This window comes from Vibrio sp. S11_S32 (assembly GCF_014694465.1).
Lineage (GTDB): Bacteria > Pseudomonadota > Gammaproteobacteria > Enterobacterales > Vibrionaceae > Vibrio > Vibrio algicola.
In genome coordinates this window covers 151,772-168,287 of record NZ_JAAUWS010000003.1, presented here as the reverse complement: position 1 = coordinate 168,287, position 16,516 = coordinate 151,772, and the positions used below count along the sequence as shown (strand labels likewise).

The 16,516-nt window shown below is 41.9% G+C and carries 14 protein-coding genes and 1 tRNA gene; 13 read left to right on the top strand and 2 right to left on the bottom strand.

What is annotated here, in order from left to right; all coding sequences use genetic code 11:
• Positions 1–105: 105 nt before the first annotated feature.
• The gene (folD, locus tag HC723_RS03535; RefSeq protein WP_190338228.1) at positions 106–963 is read right to left on the bottom strand and encodes a bifunctional methylenetetrahydrofolate dehydrogenase/methenyltetrahydrofolate cyclohydrolase FolD; all 858 of its coding nucleotides are present in this window, start codon (positions 961–963) and stop codon (positions 106–108) included.
• A gap of 259 nt (positions 964–1,222) precedes the next feature.
• On the opposite strand from folD, the gene HC723_RS03530 reads away from it, so the two are divergent.
• The 11 genes from HC723_RS03530 (at position 1,223) to HC723_RS03480 (ending at position 14,070) form a co-directional block, all read left to right on the top strand.
• Positions 1,223–1,299 (top strand) — tRNA-Arg (locus tag HC723_RS03530).
• Positions 1,300–1,456: 157 nt separating this feature from the next.
• Positions 1,457–2,044 carry a hypothetical protein gene (locus HC723_RS03525; protein ID WP_190338227.1) on the top strand — a complete coding sequence of 196 codons (588 nt, stop codon included), beginning with the start codon at positions 1,457–1,459 and terminating at the stop codon, positions 2,042–2,044.
• Between the two features lie 218 nt (positions 2,045–2,262).
• The gene (locus tag HC723_RS03520) at positions 2,263–2,889 is read left to right on the top strand and encodes a hypothetical protein (protein WP_190338226.1); all 627 of its coding nucleotides are present in this window, start codon (positions 2,263–2,265) and stop codon (positions 2,887–2,889) included.
• 503 nt (positions 2,890–3,392) lie between these two features.
• On the top strand, positions 3,393–4,697 hold the full coding sequence (gene tig / locus HC723_RS03515; protein ID WP_153447411.1) for a trigger factor: 1,305 nt from the start codon (positions 3,393–3,395) through the stop codon (positions 4,695–4,697).
• Positions 4,698–5,002: 305 nt separating this feature from the next.
• On the top strand, positions 5,003–5,629 hold the full coding sequence (gene clpP, locus HC723_RS03510; protein ID WP_153447410.1) for an ATP-dependent Clp endopeptidase proteolytic subunit ClpP: 627 nt from the start codon (positions 5,003–5,005) through the stop codon (positions 5,627–5,629).
• A 137-nt stretch (positions 5,630–5,766) separates the two neighbouring features.
• Positions 5,767–7,047: an ATP-dependent protease ATP-binding subunit ClpX gene (gene clpX / locus HC723_RS03505; RefSeq protein ID WP_153447409.1), complete on the top strand. Its 1,281-nt coding sequence runs from the start codon at positions 5,767–5,769 to the stop codon at positions 7,045–7,047.
• 246 nt (positions 7,048–7,293) lie between these two features.
• Positions 7,294–9,645 (top strand): endopeptidase La, encoded by a 2,352-nt coding sequence (gene lon, locus HC723_RS03500; RefSeq protein ID WP_153447408.1) that lies wholly within the window; start codon positions 7,294–7,296, stop codon positions 9,643–9,645.
• 206 nt (positions 9,646–9,851) lie between these two features.
• Positions 9,852–10,127: an HU family DNA-binding protein gene (locus HC723_RS03495; protein WP_153447407.1), complete on the top strand. Its 276-nt coding sequence runs from the start codon at positions 9,852–9,854 to the stop codon at positions 10,125–10,127.
• Positions 10,128–10,297: 170 nt separating this feature from the next.
• Positions 10,298–12,157: a peptidylprolyl isomerase gene (ppiD, locus tag HC723_RS03490; RefSeq protein WP_190338225.1), complete on the top strand. Its 1,860-nt coding sequence runs from the start codon at positions 10,298–10,300 to the stop codon at positions 12,155–12,157.
• Between the two features lie 218 nt (positions 12,158–12,375).
• On the top strand, positions 12,376–13,587 hold the full coding sequence (locus tag HC723_RS03485) for an OmpP1/FadL family transporter (protein WP_274601930.1): 1,212 nt from the start codon (positions 12,376–12,378) through the stop codon (positions 13,585–13,587).
• Positions 13,588–13,773: 186 nt separating this feature from the next.
• Positions 13,774–14,070, top strand: a complete 297-nt coding sequence (locus HC723_RS03480) for a ComEA family DNA-binding protein (RefSeq protein ID WP_190338224.1) — start codon at positions 13,774–13,776, stop codon at positions 14,068–14,070.
• A gap of 53 nt (positions 14,071–14,123) precedes the next feature.
• On the opposite strand, the gene rrtA is transcribed toward HC723_RS03480, so the two are convergent.
• On the bottom strand, positions 14,124–14,660 hold the full coding sequence (rrtA, locus tag HC723_RS03475) for a rhombosortase (RefSeq protein WP_225874251.1): 537 nt from the start codon (positions 14,658–14,660) through the stop codon (positions 14,124–14,126).
• Positions 14,661–14,704: 44 nt separating this feature from the next.
• Between rrtA and HC723_RS03470 the strand changes: the two genes are divergently transcribed.
• Both HC723_RS03470 and HC723_RS03465 read left to right on the top strand, forming a co-directional pair.
• Positions 14,705–15,379, top strand: coding sequence for a tRNA-uridine aminocarboxypropyltransferase (locus HC723_RS03470; RefSeq protein ID WP_153447404.1), 675 nt, complete (start codon positions 14,705–14,707; stop codon positions 15,377–15,379).
• Between the two features lie 123 nt (positions 15,380–15,502).
• A complete protein-coding gene (locus HC723_RS03465; RefSeq protein ID WP_190338223.1) occupies positions 15,503–16,516 on the top strand; it encodes a hypothetical protein in 1,014 nt (337 codons plus the stop codon).

Sequence of the window (16,516 nt, the reverse complement as noted above, 5' to 3'; positions counted from 1 at the left end):
ATCAAAGGCCATGGATGGCCTTTTCTCAAGCGACCAAGGACGGATCTGCGTCTTTTCGGCGTATTAAAATTGATCAAATATTAAATGGAGTTGGTATAAGTGGTATTACTCTTGCGAAAATTTCTCACAAGCGAGCATGGTATTTTCAATTAAACTGGCGACAGTCATTGGTCCCACACCACCAGGTACTGGCGTTATATGGCTGGCCTTGGTTTTGGCCACATCGTATTCGACATCGCCAATTAACTTACCATTGTCCATACGGTTGATGCCAACATCGATCACGATTGCGCCTTGTTTGATCCAGTCGCCAGGAATAAAGTTAGGCTTACCCACCGCGACAACTAACAGATCGGCCTGACGTACATGACCTTCTAAATCTTTAGTAAAACGATGGCAAGTGGTCGTTGTACAACCGGCTAATAGCAACTCTAGCGTCATAGGACGACCAACGATATTTGAAGCACCGACAATCACAGCATGCTTACCGTGAGTTTCAATGTTATAACGCTCTAATAAGGTGATGATGCCTTTGGGAGTACAAGAGCGTAATTTTGGCATACGTTGGCATAAACGGCCGACATTATATGGGTGGAAACCATCAACATCTTTTTCTGGTGAGATGCGTTCTAAAATTTTAGTGCTATCGATGCCAGCAGGAAGAGGAAGCTGAACTAAAATACCGTCAATTTCAGCATCGTTATTAAGCTTATCAACGATGGTAAGTATTTCAGCCTCGGTGGTGGTGGCTGGTAGGTCAAACGATTTAGAAACAAAACCGACTTCTTCACAAGCGCGGCGTTTACTTCCTACGTACACTTGAGAAGCAGGATCGCTTCCTACTAGCACTACAGCCAGACCTGGTGCTCGTAATCCGGCATCTACTCGAGCTTGAACTCGCGCTTTGACTTCGGTACGAACCGTTTGTGAAATTAATTTTCCATCAATAATTTGAGCAGACATGATATTCCTTAATATCTTCAACACCAGCTAAGCTGACAATGGCGGTATTGTCGCAAAAAATGAGATTAACATCCATAGTGCAATCGATTGCTTTTTCGGGCGAAAGGGTAATTCTTTGGTGATGTCGCTTGCTTCTTTGCTCGGCCCTAGTACAACGACTATTATTTGACAATTAGTGGCTTTTTTTTCATCACTTAACTTCTAGAGCAATACAAAGCCTTGACCTCTCACGGTTAACTCGTATAATTCACCCCATAACGCGCCCTTAGCTCAGCTGGATAGAGCACGTCCCTTCTAAGGATGTGGCCGCAGGTTCGAATCCTGCAGGGCGTACCAAATTGAAACCCCTGATAACAGAGATGTTATCAGGGGTTTTTTGCATTTCTACCACAGTGAATTTTTTGATCTATTTGATGAACTTTTATTCTTTAGATAGTCACTAATGAATAAATCACTTACAGTCGATATATTGGAAATAAGAAGGGTAAAGCACATGGCTCGATTAGGAATGGTAATACAGACGATTTTAGCGGCGTCAATATTTTATTTGGGTTACACCATTTATTCGTTTACCTCGACCATTACCTCGGTGGTGGAAACCTCTCCACAGGTGTTGAGTGATATTAATGCTACGGCAGATAAATTGCAGATTGATCAGTGGCTACAAGTGGCGCGTACATTTGAAAACCTTACTCCAAGAGCCTTAACCGTAGCAGAAAAAATGCAGGGTACGGCAAGTGATATTAATAAGACGGTCGGGGATGTCAACAAAACGGTCGCCTCGGTGAATAGAAAAATCCCAGGTATAGTGAAAGAAGTGCATGGCGTAAATAAACAAATTCCAAATATTTTTAGTGAAGTTAAAGCGATACGTACACAAACTGTTCCAGCTCTTGTTAAGGAAACATCAAGTATTCGCAAGGAATTACCACCGATGCTAGTACAAGTGAATCAGATCCTAGATAAGAGTGGAGAGCTGTCTGAACAAGCGGCTCAAGGTGCCGTAAAAGGAGTAATATTGTCACCCATTAACCTAATTAAAGATGCTGGAGAAGGCATTAAGTCGAAAGTAAGTAAATAAAATGGCATATCAAGCACCATCATCCGCTCCGCTTTGGCATAAAAAATTGACTAAAAAAGACAAAAAATAATCGCATCTGGTTATTCTAATTAATGCCAAGTAAAACCGCAGTTTTTCGATATGAGAAAGCTGCGGTTTTTTTATTCTCATCATTGTGTTTATTGGCTTTAAATTAGAATGTGCTAGAGTATTGCTAATGATCACAAGAGGGTATCGCTATGTTTTCAATGCATCTAAAGGTGTTAAAACGTTGCTGTCAGCTTAGCTTAATAGCTTTGCTGACCTTGTTTGTGATGGGGTGTTCAAGTAATACGCCCAGTAACACATCCCAATATTACTTTACTAATGGCAGTGATGGCTGGTGGTATGACGACTATTGGTTCTATCAAGATCATGTCTACCCAGATTGTTGCCATGGTGATGGTGAGTTTAAACAAGCGGTTAATAGCTGGTGGCATACCTTAGATCCAGATAAACAAGCCGAAATAAAAGATAAAGTTAAAAACTGGAAAGATGGTGATGGCCCTGATATTTCAGCGCTAAAACAAGATCTCAATACCAAATATCAATCGCTGCCGGCGGATAAACAACAAGCCTTGTCAGAAAAACGTAACCAAGTACGCGAGCAAATGTCGGGTAAGAGCTTAACCACCGAGCAAAAAAAAGCCGTGCGCACCAAATGGGAAAGCAAACAACGCCCAACGCTGCAACGCGCTAATGTTTCGCGTCCAAATAACGTACGTCCAAATATATCTCGCCCTGCGGTACTTCCGCAATTTTCACGCCCATCCGGTGGGTTTGGCGGAGGTGGACACTTTGGTGGTGGTGGTCACGGTCGCCGTTAGTTGGTATGCAGTAAAACATAAGTGGCCATGCCTGTCGTTTTTTTGAGCAAACAAGCTAAGTGGAATAAAAAAAACCGTTAATCCCTTGAAATCAATTCGGTCAAGCCCCATTACTGGGTTGTGAACATTCTGGCTTTCGTTATCAAAATCACGAAAATATCGAAAAATACAGAATGTGAGCGTGAGAATTTAGGTCTTGGCTCGACAGGCTGTATTCATGCCGCTAGAATGGCGCGTCTGAATTTTTATCCTGAGACTAATAGGAGAGGCCTTTGATGAAAGAGCATGGCTTTTTTGTAGAAGGTTTCACTCATTAGTTCAATTATTGGTTACAGCGGAAGTTGCCATCGTGCAGTTTTAGTTGATAACAGATAGTTGATGCTCACTAATTTTAAGTGTTCATTTGAACGCCACACAAGCAATGATGTTGAATTTCGCCCATTGGGTGCAATTATTCAGCTCATGCGCTCAGAAAACTGAGCCAGTTTTGAGGTTTATATATAATGCAAGCTACTGTTGAAACTCTAGAAGGCCTAGAACGCCGTCTGACTATTACTGTTCCTGTTGCAAACATCGAAGATGCAGTTACTGCTGAACTACGCAAAATTGCGAAAACTCGTCGCTTTGACGGTTTCCGTAAAGGTAAAGTTCCGATGAAAATGGTTGCTCAAATGTTCGGTCACTCAGTACGTCAAGACGTAATGGGCGAAGTAATGCACCGTCATTTTATCGAGTCTATCGTTAAAGAAAAAATCAACCCAGCTGGCGCACCAACATTTGCACCAGTAGAAAACGAAGCAGGCAAAGATGTTGTCTTTACTGCAACGTTTGAAATTTACCCAGAGCTTGAGCTTAAAGGTCTTGAAAACATCACTGTTGAGAAACCAGCAGTAGAAGTTAAAGACGAAGACGTTGCTGAAATGATAGAAACCCTTCGCAAGCAACAAGCGACTTGGGCTGAAGTTGACGAAGCAGTGTCTGAAACTTCACGCGCAACTATCGACTTCGTTGGGTTTATTGACGGCGTAGAATTCGAAGGCGGCAAAGCCGATGCATTCCCTCTTGAAATGGGCCAAGGTCGTATGATCCCTGGTTTTGAAGATGGTGTATTAGGTAAAAAAGCGGGCGAAGCATTCTCTATTGATGTGAATTTCCCAGAAGATTACCACGCAGAAAACCTAAAAGGTAAATCTGCTAAATTCGATATCACATTGAGCAAAGTTGAAACACGTGAACTAGCCGATATTGATGACGAGTTTGTGGCTAAATTTGGCGTAAAAGAAGGCGGCGTTGACGCACTTAAAGCTGAAGTTCGCAAAAACATGGAACGTGAGCTTAAGCAAGCGATCAAAGGTCGTATTAAAGAGCAAGCAATCAACGGTTTGGTTGAGCAAAATGCAATGGACGTTCCATCTGCACTTATCGATCAAGAAGTTGAAGTTCTTCGTCAGCAAGCATCTCAACGTTTCGGTGGCAACCCTGAAGCCGCAGCTCAACTACCACGTGAATTGTTCGAAGAGCAAGCTGCACGTCGCGTTAAAGTTGGCCTATTGCTAGGTGAAGTGATCAAAACTGAAGAGCTAAAAGCAGACGATGACCGTGTTAAAGCGCTTATCGAAGAAATGGCGACGGCTTACGAAGATCCATCTGAAGTGATTGCTTACTACGAGCAAAACGAGCAAATGATGAATAACATCCGTAACGTTGCTCTAGAAGATCAAGCTATCGACGCTATCATTGCTAAAGCGAACGTTTCTGATAAAGAAGTGAGCTTCAATGAACTAATGAACCAGCAACAACCTGCTTAATTACTAGGTGAGTTGCACTGGGATAAAGAGTGAGAATACTTGCTCTTTATTATACTTAAGTCTACTTGTATTATTCGATAGACGATAAGTATACGATGGCTCGATATGACACTCTGCAGAGGCGTTCATTTCGGGCCATTTATTTTTTATAGCTAGCTGTTAATAGCGGGCTTATAGGTTTATGATTAATAGGCTGTTGTTAGATAAGTTGATGTTAAGCGAATTTTTGATAACAAGATTTTTTAACGCCAATTGATTCTAATAGCATGACAGTGATTATGAATCTACTACAGGGAAAGCGGAATATGAGCTACCAAGAAAATAATACAATGTCTCCAATTATTGATGCGCTGGTACCAATGGTGGTAGAGCAAACTTCTCGCGGTGAACGTTCGTACGATATCTATTCTCGTCTATTAAAAGAACGCATTATCTTTTTGACTGGCCAAGTGGAAGACCACATGGCAAACCTAGTGGTAGCACAATTGCTATTTTTAGAGTCAGAAAGCCCAGACAAAGATATTTTCTTATACATTAACTCTCCAGGCGGAAGCGTAACAGCAGGTATGTCTATCTATGACACCATGCAGTTTATCAAGCCAAATGTGAGCACAGTATGTATGGGGCAAGCATGTTCAATGGGTGCATTCCTATTGGCAGGCGGCGAAAAAGGCAAGCGTTTCTGCCTACCAAATTCACGCGTGATGATCCACCAACCACTTGGCGGATTCCAAGGTCAAGCGTCGGATATTCAAATTCACGCCCAAGAAATTCTAACCATCAAGCAACGTTTGAATGGTTTACTTGCAGAACACACCGGCCAGCCATTAGAAGTGATTGAACGCGATACAGATCGCGATAACTTTATGTCTGCCCAGCAGTCAGTCGATTATGGTTTAGTCGATTCAGTACTGAGCAATCGTCCGGCGTAAGCGGTTTTTATGGTGTAATAAAATGCCAACCGCGAACCAAACAATTTATCTTGAATCAAGCAATCAAGTTGTAATAGGCAATCCAAGATAAATTGTTGTAGACTGAAATAAAGAATTAAAGGTTAAGAGGATAGCGAATGACAGATAAAAGCAAAGAGGGTGGTAGTACAAAACTGCTGTATTGCTCTTTCTGCGGCAAAAGCCAGCATGAGGTTCGCAAACTGATCGCAGGTCCTTCCGTATACGTATGTGATGAATGCGTCGATTTGTGCAACGATATTATTCGTGAAGAAGTTAAAGATGTCGTGCCACAGAAAGAATCGGAAGCATTGCCTACACCAAAAGATATTCGTGAACACTTAGACGATTACGTTATCGGCCAAGATTACGCTAAGAAAGTGCTATCTGTGGCAGTGTATAATCACTATAAACGCTTGCGTAATGGTGACACTACCAAAGATGGCGTCGAGTTAGGTAAAAGTAATATTTTGCTAATCGGTCCAACCGGTAGTGGTAAAACCTTACTGGCTGAAACGTTAGCGCGTTTCCTAGATGTACCGTTTACCATGGCCGATGCCACCACGTTAACTGAAGCTGGTTATGTGGGCGAAGACGTGGAAAATATCATCCAGAAATTGCTGCAAAAATGCGATTACGATGTAGCTAAAGCCGAGCGCGGTATTGTTTACATTGATGAGATTGATAAAATTTCACGTAAAGCTGAAAACCCATCAATTACTCGTGATGTATCGGGCGAAGGTGTACAGCAAGCCTTACTGAAACTGGTTGAAGGTACCGTTGCTTCTGTTCCGCCTCAAGGTGGTCGCAAGCATCCTCAACAAGAGTTTTTGCAAGTTGATACTTCTAAGATCTTATTTATCTGTGGTGGTGCATTCTCAGGCCTTGATAAAGTGGTTGAGCAACGTGTTGCCATCGGAACCGGCATCGGTTTTGGCGCAGACGTACGCAGCAAAGACGAAAGTAAAACGATTGGTGAATTATTCAAGCAAGTTGAGCCAGAAGATTTGGTTAAATATGGTTTGATCCCTGAGTTTATTGGTCGTCTGCCTGTCACCACAACCTTGACAGAGCTTGATGAAGAAGCCTTGATCCAAATCCTATGTAAGCCAAAGAATGCGCTGACAAAACAGTATGGTGCATTGTTTGATTTAGAAGGTGCTGAACTTGAGTTTCGTGAAGACGCGTTAAAAGCGATTGCTAAAAAAGCAATGGATCGCAAAACGGGTGCTCGTGGTCTTCGTTCGATTTTGGAGTCGGTTCTACTTGAAACCATGTATGAACTGCCATCAATTAAAGATGTGACCAAAGTTGTGATTGATGAATCTGTTATTAAAGGAGAGTCTGAACCTCTTTTGATTTATCAAAACGCCGAAAACCAGATCGCAAGTTCTGAATAACATCATGTTGTACAAAAAATAACATCAAAAGGGGGCTATAAGCCTCCTTTTTCTATTTATGTTATTGAATCTTACCATCCCGCCCCCATATACTTTTCAGTAGTGTTAAAAAACTCAATCAATATGACCTTTAATGATTGGAGAGAAAATACGTTGCTGGCGATACGTGATTAATTATACGTTGCCGACCAAGTGACAACTCCAAACACGAAAGGTACCGAGTACCAACGGAATAGAGAGAATAATATGAACTTGGAGCGTTCCGAGCGTATCGAGATCCCGGTATTACCTTTACGAGATGTCGTGGTTTATCCCCATATGGTCATTCCATTGTTTGTGGGTCGTGAAAAATCGATCCAATGCCTAGAAGCAGCAATGGACAATGACAAACAAGTGTTACTAGTGGCGCAAAAAGAAGCGGATACTGACGAACCTAGCACGGAAGAATTATTTAAAACCGGTACCGTCGCCACCATTTTACAATTATTGAAACTGCCAGACGGTACAGTAAAAGTCTTAGTGGAAGGCCAACAAAGAGCCAAAGTTCACGCTTTTATCGAACATGATTTCTTTATGGCTGATGCCGAGTTTTTACCGACTCCGACCATTGATGAGCGCGAGCAAGAAGTGATTATTCGTAGTGCGATTAATCAATTTGAAGGTTTTGTAAAGCTCAATAGCAAAATTCCACCAGAAGTGCTTACCTCGCTTAATGGTATTGATGATGCCGCGCGTCTAGCCGATACCATTGCCGCTCACATGCCTTTAAAACTGAATGATAAACAGCGAGTGTTGGAAATCTCAGATGTGACCGAGCGCCTAGAGTTCCTAATGGGGATGATGGAATCGGAAATCGACATACTGCAAGTTGAGAAACGCATCCGTGGCCGAGTGAAAAAGCAGATGGAAAAATCTCAGCGCGAGTACTATTTGAATGAGCAAATGAAAGCCATTCAAAAAGAACTGGGCGATATGGATGATGTTCCCGATGAATTTGAAGCGCTGCAGAAAAAAATCACTGCTGCTAAAATGCCAAAAGAAGCTCGCGAGAAAACCGAGCAAGAACTGCAAAAGCTCAAAATGATGTCACCGATGTCAGCAGAAGCGACCGTAGTGCGTAGCTATATTGATTGGATGGTTGGCGTTCCTTGGGCTAAGCGTTCAAAAGTGAAAAAGAACTTAGCCAAAGCAGAAGAAGTACTTAATGCCGATCATTATGGTCTAGAGCGTGTTAAAGAACGCATCTTAGAGTATTTAGCGGTGCAAAGCCGAGTGAATAAGCTCAAAGGCCCAATTCTGTGCTTGGTCGGTCCTCCTGGCGTGGGTAAAACCTCTCTAGGTCGCTCGATCGCCGAAGCTACGGGTCGTCAATATACTCGTATGGCATTAGGCGGCGTGCGCGATGAAGCAGAGATCCGTGGGCATCGCCGCACCTATATTGGTTCTATGCCAGGCAAGTTGATTCAAAAAATGTCGAAAGTTGGGGTGAAAAATCCATTATTCCTATTGGATGAAATCGATAAAATGGGCTCTGATATGCGCGGTGACCCATCGTCAGCGTTACTTGAAGTGTTGGATCCTGAACAAAATAATGCCTTTAACGACCATTATCTTGATGTGGATTTTGATTTGTCCGATGTGATGTTTGTGGCAACATCGAACTCAATGAATATTCCAGGTCCGTTATTGGATCGGATGGAAGTTATTCGCCTTTCGGGTTATACCGAAGATGAAAAACTCAATATTGCCAAAGATCATTTAACTGAAAAACAAATTGAACGTAATGGCTTAAAACCTTCAGAGATCACCATCGAAGATTCAGCGATTGTGGGCATTATACGTTATTACACCCGTGAAGCGGGCGTGCGTAGCCTAGAGCGTGAGATTTCCAAGATTTGCCGTAAAGCGGTAAAAAATATCTTGTTGGATAAAGATCTTAAAACCGTCACCGTTAATATGGAAAATCTTAAAGATTATCTTGGAGTTCAACGCTGTGATTACGGTAAGGCTGATGACAGTAACCGCATTGGTCAAGTGACAGGTCTTGCCTGGACTGAAGTAGGTGGCGACTTACTCACCATTGAAACCCAATCTATGCCAGGTAAAGGCAAGCTTACTTATACCGGTTCGCTGGGTGATGTGATGCAAGAGTCGATTCAAGCAGCCATGACCGTGGTGCGTTCTCGGGCTGAAAAATTGGGTATTAATCCTGACTTTTACGAAAAACGTGATATTCATGTACATGTACCTGAAGGAGCAACACCAAAAGATGGTCCAAGTGCCGGTGTTGGCATGTGTACCGCATTGGTGTCGAGCTTAACCGGTAATCCGGTACGCGCCGATGTGGCGATGACGGGTGAAATTACTCTGCGCGGTGAAGTGCTTCCGATTGGCGGATTGAAAGAAAAACTATTGGCGGCGCATCGTGGCGGGATCAAAGTTGTACTCATTCCGAAAGAAAATGAGCGTGATTTGGAAGACATTCCAGCCAATGTTATTGCCGATCTGGTGGTCAAGCCAGTGCAGTGGTTAGATGAGGTTTTAGCTGTAGCACTAGAAAACGACCCTACAGGTTGTGTGATTGGTATCACAAACTAGTGATATTAAACATATTTAGTTAAAAGATTAGCGCTGACAAGGCGGAAAGTACTTGTCAGCGTTTTTTTTCAAGGCTAAGTTAGCTCTTTATAGACCCGAGCTACTGGTCGCAAAGACTTTAGCAATAAAGGCTCAGGCTACAAATTAATTTTATTATGGAACGGATGCTACTTATTGACATAAGTGGCGATAGAGGGGAACAACAAGTGAATAAGACTCAATTAGTAGAAAAAATTGCTGGCGACGCAGACATCTCTAAAGCAGCCGCTGGTCGTGCATTAGATGCACTTATTGAAACAGTAACAGAAACACTAAAAGCAGAAGACCAAGTCGCATTAGTTGGTTTTGGTACTTTCAGTGTTCGTACTCGCGCAGCTCGCACTGGTCGTAACCCTAAAACGGGTGATGAAATTCAAATTGCTGAAGCAAAAGTACCAGCATTCAAAGCAGGTAAAGCACTGAAAGACGCGTGTAACGCATAATAAATCATATAAAATTGAGTTTTTTCGAATTAACTCAATCTTTCTCAATCAAAAGGCGCATCTTACTGGTGCGCTTTTCTTTTTCTGATATTATCGTAGACATTATTTTAATCTTGCCAAATGCGGTTATCGCGCTTGGTGACAGTCAGTATTTAGAGAGCAATTAAATTATGATGGATCGACTACGCGAAGGCGTAAATGGCATCGCAATTAAAATCATCTTAGGATTAATCATCCTTTCATTTGTATTTGCGGGTGTAAGCAGTTATTTAGTGGGTGGCGGCAGCAGTGTTGCAGCAAAAGTCGGACATACTGAAATTGATCGTAGCTCGTTTGAACAAGCTTATCAAAATCAACGTAATCGAATGCAATCTCAAGGTGGCGATCAATTCTCTGCCATGATGGGTGATCCTCAATACGTGGCGGCATTTCGTAAAAACGTATTAGACCAAATGATTAATGATGAGCTATTACAACAATATGCTGAGTCGTTAAATCTACGTATTAGTGACAAGCAAGTGCGCGATCTACTGTTGACCATGCCTGAATTCCAAAAAGACGGTAAATTCAGCCAAGATATTTATTCTGCTACGCTACGCCGTGCCGGATTCTCAGCCGACAGTTTTGCGGAATACCTGCGTAAAAACTTAGTCCGCAGCCAAGTCGCCAATTCTATCCAAGCCAGTGAGTTTGTGTTGCCAACTGAAGTTAAAATGGAAACGCAACTTCTTACTCAGCAACGTGATATTCAATCATTTACCTTGAATGTGGCCGATTTCGCTAAGCAAGTGAAAGTGACAGGTGATGAGCTACAAGCGTATTATAAGTCGCATCAAGAAGCCTACACTCGCCCAGAGCAAGCGAAAGTCGCATACCTTGAGCTTTCTGCTGAGCAATTGAAAAAATCTATTACCATCACAGATGCAGACACACAAAAATACTACCAAGACCATTTAGATAAATACTCATCGAAAGGTCAACGTAAAGTGGCGCACATCTTAATTAAAGGTGATGAAGCGAAAGCAAAAGCTATTTTGGCGCAATTAAAAGGCGGAGCAGACTTTGCGACTTTAGCCCAAAAAGATTCTGCTGATGTTGGCAGCGCAAAATCAGGTGGTGACTTAGGTTGGATTGAAAAAGGGGTTATGGATCCAGAATTCGAAAAAGCGGCTTTTTCACTCAAAAATAAAGGTGAAATTTCAGATGTCGTGAAATCAAGTTTTGGCTATCACATCATCATGCTAGAAGACGAGAAACCAGCTCAAGCTAAACCTTACGCTGATGTTGTTGCCAGCATTAAAGCCGATTTGATCGATGAAAAAGCAGTCGATAAATTTTATAAACTGCAAACCAAACTTGAATCAGTTGCATTTGAATCACCAGATTCTTTGGAAGATTCAGCCAAAGCGGTCGACGGTACGATCCACAAGACGGATTTTATTTCAGAAGCCAATGCACCAGAAATACTTAAGTCAAAAGATGTGTTGAAAGCACTAAAAAGCTCTGATGTTAAGAATGAAGGCTTAAACTCATCCGTGATTGAGATTGCACCAGAACATGTGGTTGTAGTTCGCATTGAAGATAAGCGCAGTGAAACTGTATTACCATTTGAGCAAGTGAAACCTCAACTTGAGCAAGCGGTCGCGGCAAGCAAAGGTGAGCAAGAAGCGCTATCAACGGCGCAAAAAATGGTGAAAAGCCTTAAAGCGGGCGATGATTCTGTTCTTAGCGCGCAGAATGTGAGCTTTGGCAAATCACAAACCATCGACCGTCGCTCTCCATTGGCTGTGAATGTTTATGCGATGCCCCATCCTGCAGGTGATAAACCGGTTTATGGCCAATCTCGCGATCAACAAGGCAACATCGTGGTGGTGAAATTAAATAAAGTGACCACTAATGATAATGCGCAATTTGCTCAACAGATCAGTAACCAACTGCTACAAATGAATAATCAACAAGATCTCGCGGCCATCATTGCATCATTACGTGAAACGACATCAATTGAATATCACGGATTAAAAGAGCAATAAACTCACCGTTATATATATTGAGACTAAAAGGTTGCCGCTGGGCAGCCTTTTTTTATAACACTACAAGGTGCTTGTGTGAGTCCTTGAATGTCCAAGCAATGTAAAATAATCCAAATTTGAGAACACTCACTTTTTAATATATAAAAAGACGATAAAGATCAAAAACTAAACACATTATCTATACTATTAATAGTTGCATCAAATTTTATTAATCCCTTTTGAGTAGAACCGTTATTAAACCTTTAGGTAAGTTCATTTTTCCATTGGCATTAGTCAGTGCTTCTGCCATGGCAGCAGGACCTTCTTTATACGAAATTGGTACAGATGATGTCGGTTTAGCTGCCGCCGGCATGGCAGCACGGGCGCAAGATGCGTCAGTACTTGCAATTAACCCTGCGGGTTTATCACATGTTAAAGGCAAGTCTTTTACCGGTGGCGCACAATTATTAGTTGGTGATAATGACTATACCCGAGATACTGGTCAGACTGCTGATAATGTGGTGGGTGCATTGCCAACGGTATCGGCGTTTTATAGTCAACAGTTAGATGACAAATGGACGGTTGGTCTTGGTACTTACGGCAACTACGGCAGTGGTGTTGATTTTGGCGATGCATTGAATGTCGGTAATAAAGCCACAGTGTTAAATAAAGCGACCTTAATGTCTTTGATTATCGCACCTTCGGCTTCTTATCGATTTAATGAACATTGGTCGGTTGGTGCGGCGCTTGATATTAACTACGGTATTTTAAAGCTTGAACGCAACGGTATTGATGGCGGAAAACTAAAATCGGATGATCACGATTTTGCTTTTAGCGGAAAAGTTGGGGTACTCTATGAATACAGTGATGATACTCGTTTTGGTTTGAGCTATTTAAGTGAAACGGACTTTGATCTGGATGCAAAAGACCTATCTGACTATGGTTCACTGGGCTTAAATTCGGTGGTCAAAACCCCACAGCAAGTGATGTTCAGTGCATTTCATCAACTAAATGCTTCTTTCGCCATTATGGGCAACATTGGTTGGCAAGATTGGAGTCGTTACTCTGATAGTGAAATTAACGCCAATGCTAACATTAAGGGTAACAATGTATCGTCCTCTGGTTCTTCAGGTGACTCATTATTGCAAGATACCTACCATTTAGCTTTAGGGGTGCAATATCTAATCAATCAAGATTGGTTATGGAATATGGGGGTTGCGTTTGATTCTAGCTTCTATAGAAACCAAGATAATACTTCATTGACCGTACCTTCTGGCGATGCGTGGCGTATCGGTACAGGGGTGAAGTATCAGCTTGATGAGACACAATCAATTGGTTTAGCATTTGAATATGTGCCAATTGAAGATTCATACGTTCAAGGCCTTGTCAGTGGCTCTTATGATAGTGCCTTATACTTCCTGATGATGAACTACAGCTGGCAGAGCATCTAAACAATGATCGTAGCGTTGATGAGTTCAGCATTGTAATGAGGGTGCATCAACGCACATAAAGTTGTAATTATGATGTTGTTCAGCAGAGTGTCTCTATGCGAAATGTCCCATGTCCATATTTGAGACACCGCTAGATTGAAATCTTTACTAGGCTCAAATTTCAACTTTAAAATGGAGATTTAGCCGATGCGAATTTTACGCAGTTTATGTTTATTATTGATGGTCACTTTTTTACCTATGGGGGTTGCGGTGGCTGCGGATACCGACGCTCAACACGAAGGGATCGCGATTACGGTCAATGTTAATACTGCCGATGCTAATGAAATAGCCACAATGCTCAAAGGTATTGGTGAGAAAAAAGCGCAACAGATCGTTGACTTTCGGACTGAAAATGGAAAATTTAAAGATCTGGAATCGTTAAAGCAAGTCAAAGGGATCGGGCAATCGACCATTGATAAAAACAAAGACCGCATTTTGCTGTAGCTTTAAGAGAGAAATAAGGTTTAACAGTAAAAGCAGTTATACGATTTTAGCGCTTAGCTTATCCCTAAGCGCTTTTTTGTACTTACAAAAGCAGGATGGGTAAAGCATAAAGCTAAAATTAAACCAGTGAGTGAGCCAAATAGATGAGCATTTATCGCAACCCCTGCACCAATTAATGCTTCACTGCCGGTAGGCGAGCCAAAGCATTGTTCCCAAGTGATTTTCACCGCTAATCCAATCGCGAGTAACAAGCTTGCTTTACGTCCTTGTCGCCATTCTTTTATCGCATAAAAACCAAACAATCCATGTAATACGCCAGATAAACCTACGTAAACTTGAATGGAGGTTAACAATAATAAGCTGCCAACCGATAAACAAAGCAGCAACAATACTGCAGTATATGTTCGGATGGTAAATTCTGCTCGGAAGATATAGCTGATCAGCCATAAACCGGCCATGTTCATACCTAAGTGATAGAGATTGGTATGAGTGAAATTTCCTGTTACGATCCGCCATACTTGCCCACCGGCAATCAAATGACTATCCCATAGCATCCAATTGTGCAATGTAGGCAATTGAAACAGCGCCATGACAGCACTTATTATCATTAGTAAACGGAACAAATAACGTCCTTATGTCTCGATATTGTCTTCAATGCGGCAAAGCTAAACTTGCTTGTATTTGCCAATGGATCACACCAATTTTCGCCCAAACGCAGTTGGTGATCTTACAGCATCCATCAGAAACCAAACGTCCGATGGGCAGCGCTAAGATTTTAACATTAAGCTTAAAGGATTGTTTGTGTTTTGTGGGAGAAGATTTTAGTAAGCACCCGCAACTTAATACCTTATTGAGTGAGCCTAATGTTAATACCGCAGTTTTGTATCCCAGTGATAGCAGCCTAGCGATAGAGGATTGGTTATTATTACTGGGTCAGTCGCGCATGCTTAGCAAGCAAGATAAGCAGTCACCGGCTCAAATGACGGGCACAGAACAGAGTGTGACAAAGCAGCGCTTAATTTTACTCGATGGTACTTGGAAGAAAGCCTATAAAATGTGGCAACTGTCCAGTAATCTTCATCACTTAACCAAAGTTCAACTCTCGGCCGATGTGATGGGAAATTATCGTATTCGTAAAGCGCCAAGTAGCCAGCATCTTTCTACCCTCGAAGCGGGCTGTTATGCATTACAGGTACTTGAACCTTATATTGATTTTAGTTCGCTTATTTATTGTTTCGAAAAAATGGTGGATTTTCATATTGCCCAAATGCCCGATGGTGTATTTGAACGTAACTATCTAAATAAATAAGGGACATGAATAGATAATAAAACTAAGTCGCTATGATTTATTTTGCTAAATAGATGAGTGAAGTGTATCGTTATTGCTAGCTAGTCAGTAGGAAGACGCATGCATTCGGTTTTTAAGGATAAAATGTTTAACCAAATAATCATTTCATTTATAGCGTTTACTGCTTTGTTGTCTACTGCCGTTGGTGCACAGACAAACCAATCTCACGCGTCAAATCCTCAATCAAATGACCTTATCGGCCCGCAAGAAAACCCAAACAACGATCGTATGTTTCCAATTTGGGGAAAAGAAGCGCGCGACCGAGGCTATGTGTTACCAAAAACCTACGGCTTATCCTTAAGCTATTTTTCGATGGATCAACCGATCAATATTAATTCTATTAACCTTTCTGGTCCTATCAAAGGCTTACCAAATAAAGATTTAAGCACGGTATCTAATGCCATATTTGACCAATATCTTGATATATCGGATGCCAAACAAGAAGCAACCAATGTGACGTTACGGGCCGATATGTGGCTATTTCCGTTTTTAAATGTTTATGGTTTGGTTGGCGTGACCGACGGTACTAGTTCAGCTCCTATTACCTGTAAATCTGGTCGTCCTACACGAGTGATTGGTAATCCTTTAGCGCCGATAATGAATCAAATCTGTGGAAAAAACCCAGACGAAACCCGCCGGATTGGCACCTTTGATCTTGATTATCGAGGGACGACTTATGGCGTCGGTATGACTGTCGCTGGAGGTGTCGGCAATTGGTTTACTATTGTGGATATGAATTATAGCCGTACCGAACTCGACATTTTAGATGGACAAATTGATTCGGTCGTAATTAGCCCACGGATCGGTTATCGCTTTATGCCACTAAATAAAGAGTTAAGAGTCTGGGTTGGCGCGATGTATCAAGGAGTGCAACAAGAAATGGGTGGCGAACTTAATGATATTTTATCAGGTCAACTGCGCGCCAAGGTGAATCAAATCGCTCCAGATGGCAAGTTCAATGTAAAACAAGAACTCGAATCAGAATGGAACACCACGCTAGGCTTTAACTATGTATTAAATTCAACATGGGATGTGATCGCAGAGTTTGGTTTTGGTGAAAGAACCAGTGCGTTTGCTGGCTTAGAGTATCGATATTAA